The organism is Kitasatospora sp. NPDC101108, from assembly GCF_055584725.1.
The window spans coordinates 47867-69585 of sequence record NZ_JBVJLM010000013.1 but is presented as its reverse complement, the minus strand read 5'-3'; the positions used below and the strand labels follow the sequence as shown (position 1 = coordinate 69585).

Annotated in this window: 15 protein-coding genes and 1 tRNA gene; 9 read left to right on the top strand and 7 right to left on the bottom strand. The window is 73.7% G+C overall.

Annotated features, from left to right (window positions below; all coding sequences use genetic code 11):
* The first annotated feature begins 6 nt into the window (after positions 1-6).
* A complete protein-coding gene (locus tag ACZ6Z8_RS26015) occupies positions 7-1005 on the top strand; it encodes an alpha/beta fold hydrolase (protein WP_465612465.1) in 999 nt (332 codons plus the stop codon).
* 269 nt (positions 1006-1274) lie between these two features.
* Here ACZ6Z8_RS26015 and ACZ6Z8_RS26010 read toward each other — a convergent pair.
* The 4 genes from ACZ6Z8_RS26010 to ACZ6Z8_RS25995 form a co-directional block, all read right to left on the bottom strand.
* A tRNA-Lys gene (locus tag ACZ6Z8_RS26010) sits at positions 1275-1348 on the bottom strand.
* A 73-nt stretch (positions 1349-1421) separates the two neighbouring features.
* Positions 1422-3476 carry an ABC transporter ATP-binding protein gene (locus ACZ6Z8_RS26005; protein WP_465612464.1) on the bottom strand — a complete coding sequence of 685 codons (2055 nt, stop codon included), beginning with the start codon at positions 3474-3476 and terminating at the stop codon, positions 1422-1424.
* Complete coding sequence (locus ACZ6Z8_RS26000; protein ID WP_465612463.1) at positions 3473-4465, bottom strand: ABC transporter permease; 993 nt, start codon at positions 4463-4465, stop codon at positions 3473-3475. Before ACZ6Z8_RS26000 ends, ACZ6Z8_RS26005 begins: the two co-directional genes overlap by 4 nt.
* Positions 4466-4480: 15 nt before the next feature.
* Entirely contained in the window at positions 4481-5461 is a 981-nt protein-coding gene (locus ACZ6Z8_RS25995) for an ABC transporter permease (protein ID WP_465612462.1), read from the bottom strand.
* 336 nt (positions 5462-5797) lie between these two features.
* On the opposite strand from ACZ6Z8_RS25995, the gene ACZ6Z8_RS25990 reads away from it, so the two are divergent.
* Together ACZ6Z8_RS25990 and ACZ6Z8_RS25985 are read left to right on the top strand one after the other, a co-directional pair.
* Positions 5798-7501, top strand: a complete 1704-nt coding sequence (locus tag ACZ6Z8_RS25990; protein ID WP_465612461.1) for an ABC transporter family substrate-binding protein — start codon at positions 5798-5800, stop codon at positions 7499-7501.
* 516 nt (positions 7502-8017) lie between these two features.
* The gene (locus tag ACZ6Z8_RS25985; RefSeq protein WP_465612460.1) at positions 8018-9277 is read left to right on the top strand and encodes a low temperature requirement protein A; all 1260 of its coding nucleotides are present in this window, start codon (positions 8018-8020) and stop codon (positions 9275-9277) included.
* Here ACZ6Z8_RS25985 and ACZ6Z8_RS25980 read toward each other — a convergent pair.
* The gene (locus ACZ6Z8_RS25980) at positions 9265-10290 is read right to left on the bottom strand and encodes a LysR family transcriptional regulator (protein WP_465612459.1); all 1026 of its coding nucleotides are present in this window, start codon (positions 10288-10290) and stop codon (positions 9265-9267) included. The genes ACZ6Z8_RS25985 and ACZ6Z8_RS25980 overlap by 13 nt on opposite strands.
* Positions 10291-10538: 248 nt before the next feature.
* Here ACZ6Z8_RS25980 and ACZ6Z8_RS25975 point away from each other — a divergent pair, with 248 nt between their 5' ends.
* From ACZ6Z8_RS25975 to ACZ6Z8_RS25960, 4 genes are all read left to right on the top strand, one after another.
* Entirely contained in the window at positions 10539-11198 is a 660-nt protein-coding gene (locus ACZ6Z8_RS25975) for a snapalysin family zinc-dependent metalloprotease (RefSeq protein WP_465612458.1), read from the top strand.
* A 336-nt stretch (positions 11199-11534) separates the two neighbouring features.
* The gene (gene snpA, locus ACZ6Z8_RS25970; RefSeq protein ID WP_465612457.1) at positions 11535-12158 is read left to right on the top strand and encodes a snapalysin; all 624 of its coding nucleotides are present in this window, start codon (positions 11535-11537) and stop codon (positions 12156-12158) included.
* Positions 12159-12330: 172 nt separating this feature from the next.
* Positions 12331-12990, top strand: a complete 660-nt coding sequence (locus ACZ6Z8_RS25965; RefSeq protein WP_465612456.1) for a pentapeptide repeat-containing protein — start codon at positions 12331-12333, stop codon at positions 12988-12990.
* A gap of 193 nt (positions 12991-13183) precedes the next feature.
* Complete coding sequence (locus tag ACZ6Z8_RS25960) at positions 13184-15244, top strand: phosphocholine-specific phospholipase C (RefSeq protein ID WP_465612455.1); 2061 nt, start codon at positions 13184-13186, stop codon at positions 15242-15244.
* Positions 15245-15286: 42 nt separating this feature from the next.
* Here the strand turns inward: ACZ6Z8_RS25960 and ACZ6Z8_RS25955 are convergent, their stop codons facing one another.
* A complete protein-coding gene (locus tag ACZ6Z8_RS25955) occupies positions 15287-16066 on the bottom strand; it encodes a phosphoribosyl-dephospho-CoA transferase MdcG domain-containing protein (protein WP_465612454.1) in 780 nt (259 codons plus the stop codon).
* Between the two features lie 225 nt (positions 16067-16291).
* Between ACZ6Z8_RS25955 and ACZ6Z8_RS25950 the strand changes: the two genes are divergently transcribed.
* Positions 16292-16507 (top strand): hypothetical protein, encoded by a 216-nt coding sequence (locus tag ACZ6Z8_RS25950; protein ID WP_465612453.1) that lies wholly within the window; start codon positions 16292-16294, stop codon positions 16505-16507.
* Between the two features lie 63 nt (positions 16508-16570).
* Here the strand turns inward: ACZ6Z8_RS25950 and ACZ6Z8_RS25945 are convergent, their stop codons facing one another.
* Positions 16571-19798: a S41 family peptidase gene (locus ACZ6Z8_RS25945; protein WP_465612452.1), complete on the bottom strand. Its 3228-nt coding sequence runs from the start codon at positions 19796-19798 to the stop codon at positions 16571-16573.
* A 200-nt stretch (positions 19799-19998) separates the two neighbouring features.
* On the opposite strand from ACZ6Z8_RS25945, the gene ACZ6Z8_RS25940 reads away from it, so the two are divergent.
* Positions 19999-21699 (top strand): chitinase, encoded by a 1701-nt coding sequence (locus ACZ6Z8_RS25940; protein WP_465612451.1) that lies wholly within the window; start codon positions 19999-20001, stop codon positions 21697-21699.
* Positions 21700-21719 lie beyond the last annotated feature (20 nt).

Below are 21719 nucleotides of genomic sequence, written 5' to 3'. Positions count from 1 at the left end.
GCTGACATGACCACCCCCACCGGCCCGACCGGCCCGACCGGCCCGAACGACCCCCAGGGCCCCACCGGCCCCACCGGCCCCACCAGCCCCATGGGCCCCAGAGGCCCGACAGGCCCCGAAGACTCCGCCGGTCCTCCGCACCGCACCCCCCGGGCGCACTTCCTGCGCATCGACGGCGTCCCGCTGCACGTCCGCACCGAGGGCAGCGGCCCGGTCTGCCTGCTCACCGGCGGTCTGGGCACCAGCTGGTTCGACTGGGACCTCGTCGTCCCCTTCCTCACCCCCTACCGCACCGTCGTCCGCTTCGACCGGCCCGGTTACGGGCTGAGCGCCGCCGAGCCCGCTACCGGGCGCCCCGCCCCGACGGCGGCCGGGGAGGCCGAGCGGATCCGCGCGGTGCTGGACGGCCTCGGGCTGGCCGGGCCCTGCACCCTGGTCGGCCACTCGCTCGCCGGTTTCCACGTGGAGGCCTTCGCCCGGCTGCACCCCGAGCGGGCCGCCGGGCTGGTCCTGGTCGACGGCAGTGTCGAACCGGAGCCCCGCCCGTATCCCGCGCCGGCCGCGCGGGACGTGGCCGCCCGGGCCCTGGCGGGCGCCGCGACCGCCCTCGCCGTGCCGTACCTGCTCGGCCCGACCGCCCGCCGGGTGACCGCCCGGCTGTCCACCGTCCGCCGCGAGGACCTCGCCCCGGCGCCACTGGTCCGGCACTGCTACCGCACCGGCCGGGCTCTGCGCGCCCTGCTGCGGGAGAACGGCCGCTACCTGGACGTGGCCGCCGAGCTGGACGAGCTGCGGCGCACCCGGCCGCTGCCCGAGGGACTGCCGGTCACCGTGCTGGCCGCCGACGACGGCTGCCGGACCGGCCGCACCGAGTCCTGGCTGGCCCGGCAGCGGGAACTGGCGGTGCTGCTCGGGGCCGACTACCGGACCACGGCCCCGGCCGGGCACCTGGTGATGTTCGACCGTCCGGACGCGGTGGCCTCCGCCGTCCTCGACACCGGCTGAGGCCCGGGACGGATGAGGCCCGGAACGCCTGAGGCCCGCAGCGGGTGCGACCCCCGGCCCGGCTCGGCCCGGCCCTCAACCGCTCATCGCCCCTCTGCGCCGGGCCGCGGCCCGGTTCACGGCCGGGGGGACATGCCGGGTCGGCGCAGAGCGGCAGCAGTTCCTCGGCCGGTGGGCGGGTGTCGGAGAAGGTCATGGCGGGAAAGCCTGCCCGCTCCGGAAACGCCTCAGGCCGCCCACCGGAGTGGACGGCCTGAGGCCTTGCCATGTGCGCCGCCAGGGACTCGAACCCCGGACCCGCTGATTAAGAGTCAGCTGCTCTAACCAACTGAGCTAGCGGCGCTTGCTGACGTGGAAGACAGTACACGCCACCGGCCCGATCCGCCGAATCGTATTCGGCCGAACACCCACCGTGGTCACTGCGCGTGGTGGCAGGCCGCCTGCTGGTCCACCGCGTCGGAGCCGTCGAGTGTCGGACGCTCCCGCTCGCACCGCTCCAGGGCCGTCGCGTCCCGGAGCCCGGCGTAGAGCGGGCAGCGGGTGCGGAAGGCGCAGCCGGTGCGGCGCTCGGTGGGGGAGGGCGGGTCCCCGGCCAGCAGGATGCGGTCGCGGGCGCGCTCCGCGGCCGGGTCGGGCAGCGGGACGGCGGAGAGCAGGGCCCGGGTGTAGGGGTGGCGGGGGTGGTCGAAGACGGCGGAGACCTCGCCCTGCTCGACCGTCCGGCCGAGGTACATCACGCTGACCCGGTCGGCGAGGTGCCGGATCACCGAGAGGTCGTGGGAGACGAACAGGTAGGACAGGCCGAGTTCGGCCTTGAGCCGTTGCAGCAGGTTGAGCACGCCGGCCTGGATCGAGACGTCCAGGGCGGAGACCGGTTCGTCCAGGACCAGCAGCTTCGGGCGGACGGCGAGCGCCCGGGCGATGGAGATGCGCTGGCGCTGCCCGCCGGAGAACTGGTGCGGGTAGCGGGCGGCGTGCTCCGGGTCGAGGCCGACCTGCCGCAGCAGTTCAGGCACCCGGCGGGCGATCTCCTCGCGCGGGGCGCGCTGGGCGCGCAGGGGTTCGGCGACGATGTCGCCCACCGGCATCCGCGGGTCGAGGCTGGCCATCGGGTCCTGGAACACGATCTGCAGCTCGGCCCGGAGCCGCTGGGCCTCGGCGCGGGTGAGCCGGGCGGTGTCGTGGCCGAGCAGTTCGATCCGGCCGGTCTCGGGGGCTCCCAGCTTCAGCAGTTCGAACAGGGTGGTGGACTTGCCCGAGCCGGACTCCCCGACCAGGCCGAGGGTCTCGCCCTCCCGCAGGTCCAGCTCGACGCCGTCCACCGCGTAGACCTCGCCGACCTTGCGCTTGAACACCGTGCCCTTGAGCAGCGGAAACGTTTTTCCGAGCCCGCTCACCGACAGCACCGGCCTCCGCTCGGCGCGGTCCCCGACGGACGGCCCGGGCGGCAGCCCCGGAACGGGGTACACCTCGCTCGGCGCGGGCCGCCGTTCGGCCAGCTCCGCCGAGCGCACGCAGGCGGCCCGGTGCCCGTCGTCCCCGTTCAACGCGGGCTCCGCCGCCGAGCAGCGCTCCTCCGCCAGCGGGCAGCGCGCGGCGAACGGGCAGCCGGGCGGCAGTTCGGCCATCGGCGCCGGGGCGCCGGGGACGGGTACGAGCGGCCCGCCGCGCCCGTCAAGCCGGGGGAGCGCGCCGATCAGGCCGAGCGTGTACGGGTGGCGCGGGGCCGCGAACAGCTCGTCCACCCCGGCGGTCTCGACCACCCGGCCCGCGTACATCACGGCGACCCGGTCGGCCGCCCCGGCGATCACCCCGAGGTCGTGGCTGACCAGGACGAGGGCGGCGCCGGTCTCCTCCCGGGCGGTGCGCAGCACGTCGAGTACCTGGGCCTGGATGGTGACGTCCAGGGCGGTCGTGGGCTCGTCGGCGAGCAGGATGTCGGGCTCGTTGGCGATGGCCATGGCGATCATCGCGCGCTGGCGCATGCCGCCGGAGAACTCGTGCGGGAAGCTGTCCAGCGCCCGGTCGGGGGCCGGAATGCCGACCAGGTCGAGCAGTTCGGCGGCCCGTCGGCGGGCGGTGGCCCGGTCGACCGGCTGGTGGACCCGGACCGCCTCGGCGATCTGGTCGCCGATCCGGTAGACCGGGGTGAAGGCGGACAGCGGGTCCTGGAAGACCATGGCGACCCTGCGGCCGCGGATCGCGGCGAGCTCCTTGCCGGGCAGGCCGACCAGCTCCCGGCCGTCGAGCCGCACCGAGCCGCCGACCCGGGCGGTGCCCGGCAGCAGCCCGAGCACGGACAGCGCGGTGACGGACTTTCCGGAGCCGGACTCGCCGACGATGCCGAGGGTCTCGCCGCGCCGCAGGGTGAGGTCCACCCCGCGCACGGCGGGCACCGGGCCGTGCGGGCCGGCGAAGTCCACCCGCAGGTCCCGGACGGCGAGCAGCGGGGTCTCGACGGCGGTGGTCACTTCTGCATCCTCCACGGACGGCGAGAGCGGGAGGACCGACGGGGAGCGTCCCCGGCGGTCGGGTCGAGGGCGTCGCGCAGCCCGTCCCCGACCAGGTTGACGGCGAGCACGAACAGCACCAGCAGGCCGGCCGCGAAGTAGAACATCCACGGGAACACCGGGGCCTCGCTGGTCCCGGCGGCGAGCAGGGTGCCGAGCGAGACGTCCGGCGCCTTGACCCCGAAGCCGAAGTAGGAGAGCGCGGTCTCGCTCATCACCGCGCCGCCGACCGCGATGGTGGCGTCGATGATGAGGAAGGAGGCGACGTTCGGAAGGATGTGCCGGCTGATGATCCGCAGCGGCCGCACCCCCATGAACTGTGCGGCGCGCACGAATTCGCGCTCGCGGAGGGAGAGGGTCATCGAGCGGACCACCCGCGCGGTGATCATCCAGTTGAACAGGGCGAGCAGCAGCACGAAGGCGATCCAGCCGGCGCTCTTCAGCCGCGACGAGACGATGGTGATGATCAGGAAGCTGGGGAAGACCAGCAGCAGGTCGACCAGGAACATTAGCGCCCGGTCGGCCCAGCCGCCGAAGTAGCCGGCGCAGGCTCCCACCACGGAGGCCAGCACGGTGGAGAACAGTGCCACCAGCAGGCCGATGACCAGGGACTTCTGCAGGCCGCGGACGGTCTGCGCGAACACGTCCTGGCCGATTCCGTTGGTGCCGAACCAGTGCTCGGCGGAGGGTGGCTGGTGCAGCGCGGTGAAGTCGGGGGCGGCGTAGTCCCAGGGCGTCAGATACGGGCCTCCGAAGGCGAGCGCGAACAGCAGCAGGACGACGACCGCGCCGACCAGGGCGCCGCGGGCGGCGAGCAGCCGGGCGAGGACGAGGCGTCCGCGGCCGGTCGCCCGGGCGGGGACGGACCCGGGCGACTCGGCGGGACCGGCGGGACCGGAGGGTCCGACGGGTCCGGAGGGTTCGGCGGGTTCCACGGAGAGGGCGGTCATCTCGGTCTCCTCCGGTCAGGACCGCACGCGCGGGTCGAGGGCGGCGTGCAGGGTGTCGGCCAGGAAGCCGGAGGCGAGCACGACGACGGCGGTGAACAGGTTGATCGCCACCACCGAGTTGACGTCCTGTTCGTTGATCGACTGGATCAGCCACTCGCCCATGCCGTGCCAGCCGAAGATCGTCTCCGTGAAGATCGCGCCGGTGAAGATGGCCAGGAAGCTGTACGCGAACATGGTCGACATCGGGATCACGGCGGTGCGCAGCCCGTGCTTGAGCAGGGCCCGGCGGCGGGTGAGGCCCTTGGCCTCGGCGGTGCGCAGGTAGTCGGAGCCGAGCACGTCGAGCATGGTGCCGCGCTGGTAGCGGCTGTAGGTGGCGAGGCCGCCGAGGGCCAGCGAGACGGTGGGCAGCAGCAGGTGCAGCGCCCAGTCGGCGAGGTGGGTGCCGAGGCCGCCGGTCAGTCCGGGGGTCTCGTAGCCGGTGAACGGGACGACCTCGTGGCCGGCCGCGTCCTTCGCGGCGATCGCGCCGTTCTTGAGGAACAGCGCGACGAGGAAGACCGGGGTGGAGAGCAGCACGAAGGACAGCACGGTGAGCAGCCGGTCGGAGATCCGGTACTGGCGCACCGCGCTCCACGCCCCGCCGGCGACACCGAGGACCATGCCCAGCAGGCTGCCCAGCAGCATCAGCCGCAGCGAGACCCAGACCCGGCGGCCGAAGTCGTCGGAGACCGGGGTGTCGTGGATGGTCCGCCCGAGGTCGCCGTGGAGCAGCCCGCCGGTCCAGTGGCCGAAGCGCACCAGCACCGGGGTCCGGTCGTTCAGGTTGAGTGCGGTGAGCTGGTGCTCGACCGACTCGGCCGACGGGCGCGGGACCTTGGCGTCGAAGTAGGTGCGGGGCTGGAGGGCGGTCGCAGAGATCGCGTACGCCAGGAAGACGGCGGCGATCAGCAGCACCGCGTAGTAGCCGAGCCGCTTGGTGAGGTAGCGGAGCATCAACGGCCGCCCGGGGTGGGGGCGGGGCCGACGCGTCTGGTGGGCATCGGGTGGTGGCCTTCGGTCGGGGCCCGGTCGGGGGCGTCAATCGGCGGGCGGAACGGGCGAGTTAGGGAAAGCGCAGGTCAGAGTGAAGCACCCGGTCACGGCAGGGGTGTTGCGGCAGCGTTGCGGCCCGTGACTTTTGGATCAGGTGTGCGCTCCTCCCCCTGGTGGCGGATCTGATCCGCTGTTACGTTCCTCTGGCTCGGTGCCGGATTGAGTGCCCATGCTCAAGCCAAGTCATGCCTGCTGCGCCCCAACTCCCGTTCGCCAGACCTCACCAGGGGGACCCTCATGGACGCTTCCACCACGGCCCGCCGTCTCGGCCGGGCGACCGCCCTCGCCGTCGCCGTCGCGCTCGCGGTCACCGCGTGCACCTCGGGCGGGGGCGGTTCGGCGGGTGACGTGGCCAAGAGCGAGCCGCCGAGACAGGACTCCCAGGACATCAACGCCAAGCCGCTGGACCAGGTCAAGGACGGCGGGGAGGTGCGCCTGCCGCTGTACCAGTGGATCACCCAGTGGAACCCGTTCCAGGTGGACGGCCGGTACGGCGACGCGGTCGAGATCATGCGCGCGCTGGAGCCCGCCCTCTTCACCACCGACGCCTCCGGGAACTTCCAGCCCGTCGCCGACTACCTCCAGGAGGCGAAGATCACCTCGACCTCCCCGCAGGTGGTCACCTACAAGCTCAACCCCAAGGCGAAGTGGTCGGACGGCAAGCCGCTGAGCTACCTGGACTTCAAGGCGGACTGGGAGGCCAGCAACGGCAAGAAGGACGGCTACAACATCGCCGACTCCTCCGGCTACGAGCTGATCTCCTCCGTCGAGCAGGGCGCGGACCCGACCGAGGTCAAGGTGACCTTCTCCGAGCCGTACGCGGACTGGCAGAACCTGTTCCGCCCGCTGATCCCGGCGGCCGGCATCGCTACGGCCCAGGACTTCAACCAGGGCTGGGTGGAGAAGATCCCGATCACGGCGGGGGCGCTGAAGATCGGGACGGCGGACAAGACCGCGCAGACCCTGACCCTGGTCCCGGACCCGGCATGGTGGGGGACGAAGGCCAAACTCGACCGGATCACCTTCCGGGTGATGTCCCAGTCGGCGACGACGCAGGCGTTCCTCAACAACGAGATCGACCTCGCCACGGCGGGCACCGCCGCCGCGTACGGGCAGCTCAAGGGCGCCAAGGAGGCCGTCATCCGGGCCGCCAGTCCGTGGGACGACGTGCACATCTCGTTCGGCCAGGGCGGGGCCCTGGCGGACCAGAAGGTCCGCCAGGCGCTGGGGAAGGCGCTCGACCGGTCCTCGTTGATCAAGATCGCGAACAACGGCGTGCCGGTGGAGTTCAAGCCGCTCGGCAACCACATCTTCATGCCCAACCAGACCGGCTACCAGGACAACTCCGGTGAGTGGGCGAAGTTCGACCTGGCCGCGGCCAAGAAGCTGCTCGACGACGCGGGATGGAAGGACGCGGGGAGCGGTCAGCCGCGCACCAAGGACGGGCAGCAGCTGGAGCTGCACTGGGTGATCAACGACGCCACCCCGCAGGCGCAGTTGGACCTGGCGACGGCCGCGGCGGCGATGTGGCTGGCCGCCGGGGTGAAGGTCGACCTGGACAAGGTCCCCGCCAACGACTTCTTCACCAAGTACGTGAACCCGGGCAAGTTCGAGATCGCCAGTTGGCGGAACACCGACTCGTTCCCGCTGTCGACCTCGCTCAGCAACTTCCGTCTGCCGGTCGGTGACAACGTCTTCGGCAACTACTCGAAGCTCGGCACGCCCGAGATCGACGCGCTGCTGAAGAAGGCGGCCGGCACGCTCGACCCGGTGGAGGCCGCGAAGCTCTACAACCAGGCGGACGCGAAGATCTGGGAGCTCGGCCACACCGTCGAGCTCTACCAGCGGCCGGTCGTGGTGGCGACCCGCAAGGGCCTGGCCAACGAGGGCGCGTTCGGCCTGGGGAGCACGGACTACGCCAAGATCGGCTGGGAGAAGTAACCCGGGCCGCCGAGGCGGCGAGGGCGACCGCACGGCAGGCGCTGGCGAGCAGCGCGGTGATCACGAGGCCGGTGGTGCGGACACGGGTGGGCCGACTACGCCGCCCCCGCTGTCCTGCCACCGGCCTTGACCTTCCGCGTTGCCCGCAGGCCGCCCGTGTCGTGGGGCCCCAGGGGCCCGCGCTCGCTTCCAACCGGGGAAGAATCTAGCGGGGCGTCGCGGTCGGCCGTGGTGCAGCGCGCGGGGCGCGCCCGGAAACCCGCCGCGCTGTCACCCACTTCGCGCACCGGAGCGTCAACTCTCGCTGACGGCAAGGAGAAAAGGGGACATAGGGGGGCATCGGGCCCGGGATCGAACGGAGTTGCCGCACCGGTGCGCGCACCGGTGTCCGCGCGGCGCACGCCTCGCGCCGGTGCGTGCGCCGGGACCGGACCGCTGCCAGGATGCGGGACGGCGAGCCCCTTCCCGGGCCCCGTCCTCGCCTCCGTCCCCTCCCCGATCCCCGGAGCAGCACCGATGACCAGCGACCCCGCCGCCGCGGCCGCGTCCCGAGCGCAGCACGTCGACCCGCCCCCGGTGCGCCGGATGGTCCCGCGCGACCGCCACGAACCGCACCGGGTCGCCACCCCGCTGGAACTCTTCTTCGACCTCTGCTTCGTGGTCGCGGTCGGCCAGGCCGGCCGGGAACTCGCCCACTCCCTCGCGGCCGGGCACTACGGGGAGGGCCTGCGCGGTTACGCGATCGCCTTCTTCGCCATCTGGTGGGCCTGGATGAACTTCACCTGGTTCGCCTCCGCGTACGACTGCGACGACGTGCCGTACCGGGTGACCACGCTGGTGCAGATCGCCGGCGTGCTGATCCTCGCCGCCGGGGTGCCGCGGCTGTTCGCCACCCAGGACCTGACGCTGACGATCACCGGCTACGTGGTGATGCGCCTGGCGATGGTCACCCAGTGGCTGCGCGCGGCGGCCGCCGAACAGGGCGGGGCGCGCCGGGTCGCGCTGCGCTACGCGGTGGGGATCACGCTCTGCCAGGTCGGCTGGGTACTGGTACTGCTGGTGCCGGACGCCGCCCGGCCGGTGGTCGTCCCGATCGGCGTGCTGTGCGAGCTGGCCGTCCCGGTGGTCGCCGAACTGCGGATGCAGACCGCCTGGCACCCGCACCACATCGCCGAGCGGTACGGGCTGTTCACCCTGATCGTGCTCGGTGAGACGGTGGCCGCCGCGACGGTCGCGGTGCAGTCGGCGGTGGACGAGCACGAGGAGCTGGGCCGGCTGGTGCCGGTGGCGGCCGGCGGGCTGCTGATCTGCTTCGCGGCCTGGTGGATCTACTTCGCCCGGCCCGTCCACGAGCACCTGCGCTCCAACCGGCAGGCCTTCGCCTGGGGCTACGGGCACTACCTGGTGTTCGGCTCGGCGGCGGCGATCGGCGCCGGGATGGAGGTGGCGGTGGAGTCGGCCGTGCACAAGGCGGGGATCTCCGGGACGGCCGCCACCGCGACGGTCACCGTGCCGACCGCGGTCTACCTTTTCACCGTCTGGTACCTGCACTCCCGGCACACCAAGCGCGGCCCGGCCGCCCAGTCGGTGGCCCCGACCGGGGCGGTGCTGGTGCTGGCCTGCACCGCGCTGGGCGGCTCCGGGGTGCTCGCGGCGGGCCTGGTCTGCGCGCTGATGGTCGCGGTGGGGGTGGTGATCCACGGCCGGGAGAGCCGGGCGGGCCGGGCGGGCCGGGACGGCCGGGACAGCCGGGACGCCGGGGCTCAGCAGGCCTGAACCCGCTCCAGCAGCACCGGTTCGTGCCGGGCCAACCAGTCCAGGTAGGCCGGGTTGACCTTGGCCAGATCCAGGTAGGCGGCGCGCAGTTCGCCGTACAGCGCGTCCAGGGCGGGCTGGCTGAGCACCCGGGGGCGCCAGGTGAACAGCAGCCGGACGGTCAGCGGGTCCCCGTGCACCGGGCGGACCACCGTGCCGGGCCCGGGCAGTGAGGTCGGCTGGCAGGGGCGGACGGCCTCGCCGGAGGCGACCAGCTCGGCGGCGGTGGCGTTGTCCCGCACCTGCACCACCCGGGGGTTGAGCCCGGCCTCGCTGAACACCCGGCGCATCGCGGCGTACTCGTGGTCGGCGGTCGGATCGACCATCCAGGTGTCCTCGGCGAGGTCGGCCAGGTGGACGACCGGCCGGGCGGCGGCCGGGTGGCCGGCGGCGAGCGCGACGAACTGCGGCTCGCGGGCCATCAGCACCCGGTGTTCGGCGTCCGGGGGCACCCGCAGCGGGAAGCCCTCGCACTCGTGCACGAAGGCCACGTCCAGCTGGTCGGCGGCGACCATCCGCAGCAGCGCGTTGGCGGAGATGTCGACGTGGATGGTGGTGTCGGTGTCCGGCAGCCGCTCGTGCACCCGGCGCAGCCAGGCGGCGACCGCCCGGCTGCCGACGCTGCCGATCCGCAGCCGGCGCTGGCGGCCGGGCCCGGTGGTGTCCCGGGCCTCCTGGCGGGCGGCCGCGACCAGGGCGGCCATCTCGCTGATCACCGGCCGGGCCCGGGACAGCACGGAGTGGCCGAGCGCGGTGGGCCGGCTGCCGGTCTGCTCGCGGGTGAACAGGGTTCCGCCGATGGCCCGTTCGATGCGGTGCAGCTGGGTGGTGAGGGAGGGCTGGGTCATGCCGAGCTGGAGCGCGGCCTTGCGGAGGCTGCCCGTGTCGGCGATCGCGCACAGCACCCGGAGGTGTCTCACGTCGAGCTCCACGACGGGAGCATAGACGTCGGCGCACCGCCTCGCCAAGGACATGACAGAAGATCGCGGGCACGCCGACGGCACGCCCGGGCGGTCGCGGCGGGCACGCGGCCGGGGGACCGCCGCCGTATGCGGCCGGGCTATCGCCGGTTGACATCATCCGCGACGGGCCCGGGCGGGTCGAAGCTCGGGGGCACCACACCGCCCCGGCCTGGCCGGGGCGGCCCCCACGCGCGCCACCGCCGCCGGAGCCGGCCCCCACCGGTCCCGGCCGGCCGGCGCACCGCGAATCGGAGCCCCGCATGAAGCGATCCGTGCTGTCCGCGACCCTGGGCCTGGGTCTCGCCGCCGTCCTCATGGCCCTGCCCGCCACCGCCGTCGCCGCGCCCGCCGCCCCGGCGGTGCCCTCCGCGCAGACCCACGCCGTCCGGGCCGACGCCGGCCCGGCGTACGCCGGTTCGCAGGAGGAGGCCGCGAACGACCAGGCCTTCTTCCGGGCCGTGACGGCCTCGGTCAGGGCCAGGCAGGCCGCCGACCCCTGGCTGCGGACCGTCACCGTCACCTACGACACCACCAACGCGCCCTCCTTCAGCGGCGACATCGCCGACGCCGCGCAGATCTGGAACAGCTCGGTGCACAACGTCCAGCTCCGGGAGACCAGCGGCACCGGCGACTTCTCGTACACCGAGGGCGACGGCGGCGGCTCGTACGCCAGCACCGACGGACACGGGCACGGCTACATCGTCATCGACCACCAGCAGGCCCAGGAGTACTCCTCGCTCCGGATCGTCGCCCATGAGACCGGGCACGTGCTCGGCCTGCCCGACGACTACTCCGGCCCGTGCAGCGAACTGATGTCGGGCCACGGCCCCGGCCCGTCCTGCACCAACGCGCACCCCGACGCCAACGAGAGCGCACAGGTCGACGCGCTCTGGGCGAACGGCGTGGCGGCGGCTAACTGACCTGCCCGTAGGGCGGATCGGGTGCGGCGGCCCGCCCGGCCGGAAACGGGCGGGACGCCGCTCGGGTACTTCCCCGACGGGGAGCCTAGCCGCCCCCGGAACGGAATGCCAGGGGCATGTTCGAGTCAAGACGAGTAAAAGACGGCTCAAATCCGGGGGTTCCGGGGGGCATTGCACCGGGCTATCGCGGGTTGACATCATCCGCACCGCCGCCGGGCTGCCCGAAGCTCTGGGGACACCCGGTCACCAGGTGTCCCCCCGAGGCCGGCCCCCAACCCGGCCATGGCGCCAGGGACCGGAAGCCCCCACTTCCAGGACCCCTTCAGGAGCCCCCACATGAAGCGATCCGTGCTGTCCGCGACCCTCGGTCTCGCCCTCGCGGCCGGCCTCGCCGTGCTGCCCACCACCGCGGCGGCCGCCGCCCCGGCGGCCCCGGCCGTGCAGGGCTACACCGCCTCGACGTACGCCGGTTCGGCGCAGGAGGCCGCGGACAACCAGGCGTTCTTCCAGGCCGTGATGGCCTCGGCCAAGGCCAAGCAGGCCGCCAACCCGGGCCTGGCCACCGTCGTGGTCACCTACGACGCCAGCTCCGCCCCGTCCTTCCGCACCCAGATCGCCAACGCCGCCCGGATCTGGAACAGTTCGGTCAGCAACGTCCAGCTCCGGTCCGGCTCGGCCGCCGACTTCCGCTACTACGAGGGCAACGACAGCCGCGGCTCCTACGCCAGCACCGACGGGCACGGGCACGGCTACGTCTTCCTCGACTACCAGCAGAACCGGCAGTACAACTCGGTCCGGGTGACGGCCCACGAGACCGGGCACGTGCTCGGCCTCCCGGACCACTACTCCGGCCCGTGCAGCGAGCTGATGTCGGGCGGCGGACCCGGCACGTCCTGCACCAACCCGTACCCGAACGCCACCGAGCGCAGCCGGGTCAACTCGCTCTGGGCGCGCGGCTGACCCGCCACCCGCCACCGCCGAACGCCCCGGCCCGGCCGCGTCCGCAGCGGCCGGGCCGGGGCGCGCCGGGCCGGGGCCCTGTCGGTGGTACGTGCGAGCATGCGGACGAGACCCGTCAGCCCGACCCGCTCGCCCCGACCCGCTCGCCCCCGACCCGTGAGGTGCCGCCGCCATGCCCCGCCCCGTCCCCGAACAGCTCGCCGACCTCCCGTACGCCGAACTGCTGCGCCCCCACACGGGCTCGCTGCGCAGCGACGCCCGGTACGACACCGCGCACTTCGACGGCGACGGGCACACCGACGAGTCGGGCGCCGGCGCGGTCTTCCTGGAGTGCGCCTTCACCGGGGTCGCGCTCAGCGGGGTCAAGCTGCGCCAGGCCCGGTTCAACGAGGTCTGGGTGCAGGCCGGCCGCTGGGTGGCCTGCGACCTGAGCGACACCGAGTGGCAGGACAGCGCCTTCGTCGGCGGCGTGCTGGCCGGGGTCGCCGGGTACGGCTCCGCGCTGCGCCGGGTGGTGTTCCGCGGCTGCAAGCTGGAGGCCGTCAACCTGCGGGCGGCCGTGCTGCGGGACGTCGTGTTCGAGGACTGCCTGCTGCGCGACGTGGACTTCGGCGAGGCCAAGCTGACCGGGGTGTCCTTCCCCGGCTCGACGCTGGAGGAGGTCCGGCTGCGCGGGGCCGTGCTGAGCGCGACCGACCTGCGCGGAGCCACCCGGCTCGGCCTGGCGGACGGCCACCAGGGCCTGCGCGGAGCCGTCATCAGCTCGACCCAACTGCTGGAACTGGCACCGCAGTTCGCCCATGCGCTGGGTATCGAGGTGAAGGACCGCTGAGCCTGCACCGTCCCTCCCCGGCGGATCCGTCGGGTGTTCAGCCCCGTGTCGCTCGGTGACACCCGGCCGAACAGTCCGACAATCCTGCTGCACACGTCTGGTGGCCCGCTCCGGCCGAGGTGGAGACTGCTCCGCGATCGATGAGCTCCGACTTGTGTACACAACATCGCCAGCGAAGGGACGGGCCGGGCTGATGGCCGAGTTGAGTCGAAGGAAGTTCGTCACGCTGTCCGGAGCGGCCGCGGCCGGTCTCGCGGCGGCCGGCACCGGCGCCGCGGGGTCCGCGGCCGCCGCGACCGCCTCCACCACCGCGCTCAGCACCACCGGCACCATTACCGACGTGCAGCACGTGGTGATCCTGATGCAGGAGAACCGCAGCTTCGACCACTACTTCGGCACCCTCAAGGGCGTGCGCGGCTTCGCCGACAGGGCCACCATCCAGCTCTCCGGCGGCTACAGCGTCTTCAACCAGCCGAACGGCCTGTTCGCCCGGCAGTACCCCTGGGCCTTCAACCCCTCGGGCGCGAGCGGCTCCGCGGAGACCCAGGCGCAGTGCAACGGCGACCTCTCGCACGCCTGGTCCGACCAGCACAAGGCCTGGAACGGCGGCAAAATGGACTCCTGGGTGTCCGCCAAGGGCACCGTCCGCACCCTCGGCTACCTGCAGCGCGCCGACATCCCGTTCCACTACGCGCTGGCCGACAACTGGACCGTCTGCGACGCCTACCACTGCTCGGTGCTGAGCGCGACCGGTCCCAACCGCACCTACCACTGGAGCGGGACGATCGACCCCGCCGGCACCGCGGGCGGCCCGGCCTACGACGGCGGCTCCGAGTCCAACCTGCGCTGGCAGACCTACGCCGAGGCGCTGGAGAAGGCCGGCGTCAGCTGGAAGGTCTACCAGAACGCCAACGACAACTTCGGCGACAACGCCCTCGCCTACTTCAGCCAGTTCACCGGCGCCGCGGCCGGCAGCCCGCTCGCCGTCAAGGGCATGGGCTCCGTCCCCGCCGTCACCGGCCGCACCCCGGACGACATCGCCGCCGCGATCAGGGCCGACGTGCTGAACGGCACCCTGCCGCAGGTCTCCTGGATCGTCGCCGACCAGCAGTCCTCCGAGCACCCCTACGCCACCCCCGAGGACGGCGCGCACTTCGTCCACCTGGTGATGGACGCCCTGAACGCGGACCCCAACGTGTTCAACTCCAGCGTCCTGCTGATCAACTACGACGAGAACGACGGCTTCTTCGACCACGTCCCGCCGCCGGCCGCGCCCGCCGGCACCGCCGGCGAGTTCTACAACTCGACCAACATCGGCCTCGGCTTCCGCGTCCCGCTGATCGCCGTCTCCCCGTGGAGCCGCGGCGGCTGGGTCAACTCCGAGACCTTCGACCACACCTCGGTGCTGCGCTTCCTGGAGGTGTGGACCGCCGCCCTCGGCAAGCCGGCCACCAGTCCCAACATCAGCGCCTGGCGCCGCCAGGTCTGCGGCGACCTCACCTCGGTCTTCGACTTCGCCAACCCGGTGTACGGCATGCCCGCGCTGCCCGACACCTCCCGGACCATCGGCCTGTCCACCTGCGGCCCGCTGCCCAACCCCTCGCCGGCCGACAACGCGCTCCCCGCCCAGGAGCCCGGCACCCGGCCGGCCCGCGCCCTGCCGTACCAGCCCAACGCCAACCTGGACCACTGGGACGCCGACGCCGGCGGCGTCATGCACGTCTGGGTGAAGATGTCCAACGACGGCGCCGCCCGGGCCGCGCACTTCGCCGCCTACGCCAACGCCTACCGCAGCGGCGGCCCCTGGCAGTACACCGTCCCTTCCGGCAGCCCGGTCACCGACTTCTTCAACTGCGGGACCAACGGCTTCGGCAACGGCAAGTACGACCTGACCGTGGTCAGCCCGAACCGCTTCCTGCGCCGCTTCACCGGCGACCTCACCCAGCCGGGGAAGAACGCCGCCGTCACCGCCTCCTACGCGGTCGAGCCGGGCAGCGGCAAGCTGGCGGTCTACTTCAGGATGGCCAACTCCGGCACCACCCCGATCACCTTCACCATCACCTCCAACAACTACCGGACGGACGGCCCCTGGACCTACCGGGTGCCTGCCGGCGGCAGCACCAGCGACTTCTTCAACGCGGTCGCGTACAACAACGGCTGGTACGACTTCACCGTCACGGTGGACGTCGACAGCAGCTGGACCCAGCGCTTCACCGGCCACCTGGAGACGGGCGCACCCAGCGTCAGCGGCTGAGCCCGCTCACCCGCGCCCGTCGACGGCGGCGGCCGGCCCCGCTCAGCCGTACGGGCCCCCCGGGAACCACGGATCGTGGACCTCGCGGGGCCCGTACGGCGTCAGCAGGGTGAAGGTGTGCACCCCCGCCGCGTACTCGGCCAGCTGGACCGCGCCGTAGCGGGTCTCCAGCTCGGCCTGCACCGGCACCGGCAGCTTGCTCAGTGCCCGGCGCAGCTGCAGCGCGTCGCGCCGGCTGACCGGGTGCGGGGCGCGCAGCACCAGCCGCAGCGGGCTGAGCGGCCCGGCGACCGGGATCCCGGTGCCGAGTTCGTAGCCGACCGCGCCGATCGGGCCCCAGGCGAGGCGGTGGTCCGCGACCAGCCGGCCGGCCTCGGGGAGCAGGGCCAGCGCCGGGATGCCGGTGATCCGGTCGGGGGCCAGCCGCGCCCGCCGTTCGGCCAGCTGCTCGGGCCGCAGGGTGCGGGCCACCGCCGCCCACGGGGCCAGGGCGTCCAGCCGCTGCCCGGGGCGCGGGCCGCGGACGGTCACCGGGATCCAGTGCTCGGGCGCCGCCTCCGGGTCGCGGGTGCAGCGCCGGGGCCGGGGAACGTCCACCGGGGTGCCGTCCGCCGAGGGCGCCCGGCCGACCGTCACCCACGGGTGCGCCCGCAGGACCGTCCGGGCCCAGTCCGGCAGCGCGCCACCGGTCAGCGGGCGCAGCGAGCCGGGGCACTGCATCAGCAGCAGGTCATGGGCGCGGGGCAGCCGCCCGTCCAGTGCGGCCAGCGGGCCGACCCGTCGGCGCGGCCCGTCGTGCAGTTCCTCGGTCGAGTTCCTCACACCGCCCACCTTCCGCCGGTCGGGCGACCCGACCAGGTCCTCCGACGCGTTCCCTTCACCGCCCACCTTGCGCCCGCGGGGCGCGCCGGGCCACGGCCCTTCGACGCCATCCACCGGGACCAAAGGCTCAAGGTGCAGCCGTCCGCGGCCGGTGTGAGAGTGGGGGCAGCCCGGAAAATCCGTCGGTCCGTCCGCAAGGGCATTCCGTTCGTACAAGGAGGAGCTATGGGCATCTTGGACAGGTTGTTCCACCGGCCGCCGCAGCACGGGGTCACGGGGGACGGTGCCGCCCAGCGCGCCGCCCTCGCCCACGACGAGGCGGCCGACGCGTTCGGTGACGACGTCGAGCGCTCCCGGCAGACCGAGGAGCGGCGCGCCCAGGAGGAGGCCGACCGGCGCGCCGCCGAGAACATGACCGCCGAGGGCGACCCCTGGGACTGACGTCCGGGACCGGTCTCCGGGACCGATGTCCGGGGCCGGCGCCCGCCGTGCGCCCCCCGCGCGTCACCGTGCCCGCGGCGGCAGCGGCGGGCGCCGCAGGTCCGGCCGGGGTGTGGACTCCGGCGGGGGCGCCGCCGCGGGCACGTCCTCCAGCAGCTCCAGGGCCAGCTGGACGGCGGTGACCAGCTCCGGGTGGCGCCCCCGGGCCCAGTCCTGCGGGGTGCGCAGCACGTGCACGTCCGGCTCGACACCCCGGTTCTCCACCGACCAGCCGAGCCCGCCGCTGAACCAGGAGGCGTTCTTCGGCACCGAGATCTGGGTGCCGTCGCCCAGGGTGTGCCGCCCGGTCATGCCGACCACGCCGCCCCAGGTGCGGTTGCCGATCACCGGGCCGAGGCCGAGCAGCTTGATCGCCGCGATGATCACGTCGCCGTCCGAGCTGGTGGCCTCGTCGGCGAGTGCCACCAGCGGGCCGCGCAGCGCGTGCCGGGGCCAGCGGACGGGCCGGCGGTCACGGGTGAAGTCCCAGGCGAGGACGTGCCGGGTGAGCTTCTCCAGGACCAGTTCGGAGACGTTGCCGCCGGCGTTGCCGCGCACGTCCAGCACCAGCGCGGGCTTGTCGAGCTCGCGCCGCAGGTCCCGGTTGAACTGCGCCCAGCCGGAGCCGCCGAGGTCCGGGATGTGCAGGTAGCCGCACCGGCCGTCGCTGAACTCCCGGACCAGGGAACGGCGTTTGGTCACCCAGTCCTGGTAGCGGACGGCCCGTTCGTCGGTCAGCGGGGTCACGGTGATCCGCCGCACCGGGCCGTCCGGGCCGCTGCGCAGGGCCAGTTCGACGGTCGTGCCGCCGGTGCCGGCCAGCAGTGGCAGCGGTCCGCGCACCGGGTCCACCGGGCGGCCGCCGACCTCCAGCAGTTCGTCGCCGTCCCGGACGCCCTGGGCGGCGAGCGGGGCGCGGGCTCGCGGGTCGGAGGACTCGCCGGGCAGGATCCGGTCGACCAGCCAGCGGCCGTCGGGGGAGCGGTGGGCGTTGGCGGCGAGCAGGCCGAGCGGCTGCTGGGCGAGGGTGGGGCCCTCGGCGCGCCGGGACGGGGTGACGTAGGCGTGCGAGGTGCCGAGCTCGCCGAGGAGTTCGCGCAGCAGGTCGGCGAAGTCGTCGGGTGAGCAGATCCGTTCCAGCAGCGGTTCGTACTGGGCGACCAGCGCGGGCCAGTCCAGGCCGGACATCCGCTCGTCCCAGAACTGGTCCCGGACGATCCGGGCCGCCTCGTGGTACGCCTGCCGCCACTCGGCGGCCGGGTGCACGGTGTGGGTGATCCGGCGCAGGTCGACGGCGGTCCCGGCGGAGGGGGCGCCGACCGGGATCACCCGCAGGGTGCCGGCCGAGTAGACCGCGATCGAGCCGCCGTCCCCGGAGACCGCGTAGCCGTCCAGCTTGTCCACCAGCGTGGTGCGGCTGCCCCGGGCCAGGTCGAAGTACTCCAGCGAGGGGCGGCCGGAGGTGTCCTCGGGGCTGGCGAAGGTCTGCCCGAGGGTGCCGGAGATCGGCCAGCGCAGCCAGAGCAGCCCGCCGCGCACCGCGTCGGTGGCCGAGTACTTGGAGGCGATCACCGGGAACTGCAGCAGCCGGTCGCCGATGCCCTGGGGATCGACCCGGACGGTGCCGTCGCCGCCGCCGTCCCCGCGCGGGGCGCCGTCCTCGGCGGGCGCGGCGAACGGGGAGGGCGTGTCGGCGGTGAGCGGGACGAGGTACGGACGGCAGCCGACCGGGAAGGAGAGGTCGCCGGTGTGCACGTCGTGGACCGGGTCGAAGCCGCGCCAGGACAGGAAGGCCAGGTAGCGGCCGTCCCGGGTGAACACCGGCTGCTCGTCCTCGAAGCGGCCGTCGGTGACGTCGGTGATCGGTGCGGGTGCGTCGGTGCGGGTGAGCCGGATCCGGCGCAGGGACCGGCCGGCGGCCGGCTGGGACCAGGCGATCCAGTGCGAGTCCGGGGAGAACCGGGCGCTGGCGACTGGCCCGTGCTCGGAGGCGGCGAGCTCGCGGACCTCGCCGTCGTCGGCGGAGACCAGCAGCAGCCGGCCGTCCGAGGTGGCGGCGGCGAGCCGGGTGCCGTCGGGGGAGGCGGTGAGCTCCAGGACCCGGCCGAGTTCCCCGGCGGCGAGCACCCGGTGCCGGTGCCGGGTGCCGCCGGTGACCTCGGAGGGGGCGTCGTGCCCCGGCAGCGGCATCACCTCGATCGCGTCGGCGCCCCGGGCGTCGGTGATCCAGGCCGCCTCGCCGGTGTGCCCGAGCACCACCGGCAGCCGGGTCCGCACGCCGGGGGTGTCGGCGAGCACGCGGGCCGGGCCGTCCTTGTGGGTGAGCCAGTACTGGCTGCCGCGCACGGTGATCACCCCGGTCCGGCCGGTCCGGTCGCAGGCGAGGTCCTTGACCTGGGAGGCGGCGCTGACCTGGAACGGGCGGCGGCCGGCCCGGGCGCCGCCGAGCGGGACGTGCAGCCGGCGGGGGGCGGGGGCGTCCAGGTCGTCGAGCAGCCAGAGGTCGCCGGCGTGCTGGTAGACGATCCGGGTGCCGTCGGTGGCGGCTTCGCGGGCGTAGTAGGACGCGTGGTCGGTGTGCCGGCGCAGGTCGGTGCCGTCGGGGCGGCAGGAGTAGACGTTGCCGATGCCCTCGTGGTCCGAGAGGAAGGCGACCCGGTCGCCGACCGGCATGGGCGAGGCGAGGTGGCCGGTGTGCTCGGGCAGGACCAGTTCGCCGTCCACCCAGAGCCGGCCGATCGCACCGCCGCGGTAGCGCTTCCAGGCGGCGGGCTCGTGCGGGGCGGAGCCGGTGAGCAGGACGGTCCGCTGCCGGCTCATCTGGGCGTCGCCGACCGGGCCCCAGGGCATCCGGCGGCCGGGGGAGCCGTCGGGGGGCAGGGCGTGCGCCCAGGTGTAGTGGCCGAAGGGCTCGTGGTAGGAGGTGACGGCCAGCACCTCGCCGTCCGGCAGCCAGCCGCGTACCCGGGTGTCCTGGCTGCCCCAGTAGCTGAGCCGGCGGGCCTCGCCGCCCTCGACCGGGGCGGTCCACACCTCGGGGTTCAGGCCGAGCCAGCTGGTCCAGGCGAGGGTGGTGCCGTCGGGGGAGAACCGGGGGTGGCTCACCCGGGTACGGTCGCAGCCGACCCGCCAGGCCCGGCCGGTGGTGGCGTCGTCGGGGTCCAGCGGGGCGAGCCAGACGTCGTCCTCGGCGGTGAAGGTGAGCAGGCCGCCGTGCAGGTGGGGGTGGCGGAGGTAGCCGGGCGGGGTCACCCCTCCATCCTTCGACGGGGTGTCACCCCTGGCAACCGGAGAAGCCGGGAACCGGTCTGGACCATTGACAGCGCACTGGCCGATCCACTTCAGTGGTCTAGTCCAACTTGGGTGCCAGGCCGGGCCGTTCCCCCCACTGGCGCGTGCTCCGGCGTGCCCTCGGACGTCCCCCACGACCGCGCCACCGCAGGAGCACCCATATGCCCAGAACCGGTTACCCGCCCCCTCGCCTCCGGGCGCTCCGGCCCCGGCCCCGCCGCCGTGCCGCGCTCGCCGCCGGCACCGCCTCCGCCGTCGCCGCCGCCACCCTGGTCGGCGTCACCCTGGGCCTGGCGCCGGCCGCCTCGGCCGGGGAGTTCCTGCTCAACGGCGGCTTCGAGTCCGGCTCGCTCGGCCCCTGGAACTGCTCCGGCGGCTCCGGCAGCGTCGTCACCGGCCCGGTGCACGGCGGCGGCTACGCGCTCGCCGCCGCGGCCACCGCGGGCGACACCGCCCAGTGCGCCCAGACCGTCGCCGTCGCCCCCGGCACCACCTACACCCTCAGCGCCTGGGTCAACGGCTCGTACGTCTACCTGGGCGTCGACGGCGGCGGCCCGAGCACCTGGACCCCCGGCACCGGCGGCGCCTACCAGAAGCTCAGCGTCAGCTTCACCACCGGCGCCACCCAGACCAGCGCGACCGTCTACACCCACGGCTGGTACGGGCAGGGCACGTACTACGCGGACGACGTCTCGCTGGACGGCCCGGGCGGCCCCAGTCCGACCCCGACCCCGACCCCGACGTCCACGCCGGCACCGACCGGCAGCCCGACCGGCACCCCGACGTCCACGCCCACCGGCACCCCGGCGGGGACCCCCACGGGGACCCCGACCGGCACCCCCTCCGGCAGCCACACCCTGGTCGGCTACCTCCACGCCAGCTTCGCCAACGGCGCCGGATACACCCGGATGGCCGACGTCCCCGACTCCTGGGACATCATCGACCTCTCCTTCGGCGAGCCCACCTCCCCGACCTCCGGCGACATCCGCTTCAACCGCTGCTCGGCCACCGACTGCCCGACCGTCGAGTCCGACGCCGACTTCAAGGCCGCCATCGCCGCCAAGCGCGCCCAGGGCAAGAAGGTGCTGATCTCGATCGGCGGTCAGAACGGCCAGGTGCAGCTGACCACCACCGCCGCCCGGGACACCTTCGTCAGCTCGGTCTCGGCGATCATCGACAAGTGGGGCCTGGACGGCCTGGACATCGACTTCGAGGGCCACTCGCTGTCCCTCGACACCGGTGACACCGACTTCAAGAACCCGAAGAGCGCGGTCGTCGTCAACCTGATCTCGGCACTGAAGACGCTCAAGACCAAGTACGGCCCGGGCTTCGTGCTGACCATGGCGCCCGAGACCTTCTTCGTCCAACTCGGCTACCAGTACTACGGATCCGGCCCCTGGGGCGGCCAGGACCCGCGCGCCGGGGCGTACCTGCCGGTCATCCACGCGCTGCGCGACGACCTCACCCTGCTGCACGTCCAGGACTACAACTCCGGCTCCGTCATGGGCCTGGACAACCAGTACCACTCGATGGGAGGCGCCGACTTCCACGTCGCGATGACCGACCTGCTGCTCAAGGGCTTCCCGGTGGCGGGCAACGCCAACAACGTGTTCCCGCCGCTGCCCGCCTCGAAGGTCGCCATCGGCATGCCGGCCACCACCAACGCGGGCAACGGCTACGTCGCCCCGGCCGAGGTGGACAAGGCGCTGGACTGCCTCACCAAGCTGGCCAACTGCGGGACGTACGTGCCGCGTTCGGGGGCCCAGCCGAACCTGGCCGGGCTGATGACCTGGTCCATCAACTGGGACCGGTTCGGCGGGCGGGAGTTCTCCAAGAACTTCGACGGCTACTTCCGCCGCTGACCCGGCCGCCGGGGGCCGTG

Coding starts and splice junctions, on each gene's coding strand:
- ACZ6Z8_RS25940 (WP_465612451.1), top strand. CDS start 19,999: ATGCCCAGAACCGGTTACCCGCCCCCTCGCCTCCGGGCGCTCCGGCCC.
- ACZ6Z8_RS25985 (WP_465612460.1), top strand. CDS start 8,018: ATGACCAGCGACCCCGCCGCCGCGGCCGCGTCCCGAGCGCAGCACGTC.
- ACZ6Z8_RS25975 (WP_465612458.1), top strand. CDS start 10,539: ATGAAGCGATCCGTGCTGTCCGCGACCCTGGGCCTGGGTCTCGCCGCC.
- ACZ6Z8_RS25990 (WP_465612461.1), top strand. CDS start 5,798: ATGGACGCTTCCACCACGGCCCGCCGTCTCGGCCGGGCGACCGCCCTC.
- ACZ6Z8_RS25950 (WP_465612453.1), top strand. CDS start 16,292: ATGGGCATCTTGGACAGGTTGTTCCACCGGCCGCCGCAGCACGGGGTC.
- ACZ6Z8_RS25995 (WP_465612462.1), bottom strand. CDS start 5,461: ATGCTCCGCTACCTCACCAAGCGGCTCGGCTACTACGCGGTGCTGCTG.
- snpA (WP_465612457.1), top strand. CDS start 11,535: ATGAAGCGATCCGTGCTGTCCGCGACCCTCGGTCTCGCCCTCGCGGCC.
- ACZ6Z8_RS25980 (WP_465612459.1), bottom strand. CDS start 10,290: ATGTCCTTGGCGAGGCGGTGCGCCGACGTCTATGCTCCCGTCGTGGAG.
- ACZ6Z8_RS26015 (WP_465612465.1), top strand. CDS start 7: ATGACCACCCCCACCGGCCCGACCGGCCCGACCGGCCCGAACGACCCC.
- ACZ6Z8_RS26000 (WP_465612463.1), bottom strand. CDS start 4,465: ATGACCGCCCTCTCCGTGGAACCCGCCGAACCCTCCGGACCCGTCGGA.
- ACZ6Z8_RS25965 (WP_465612456.1), top strand. CDS start 12,331: ATGCCCCGCCCCGTCCCCGAACAGCTCGCCGACCTCCCGTACGCCGAA.
- ACZ6Z8_RS25960 (WP_465612455.1), top strand. CDS start 13,184: ATGGCCGAGTTGAGTCGAAGGAAGTTCGTCACGCTGTCCGGAGCGGCC.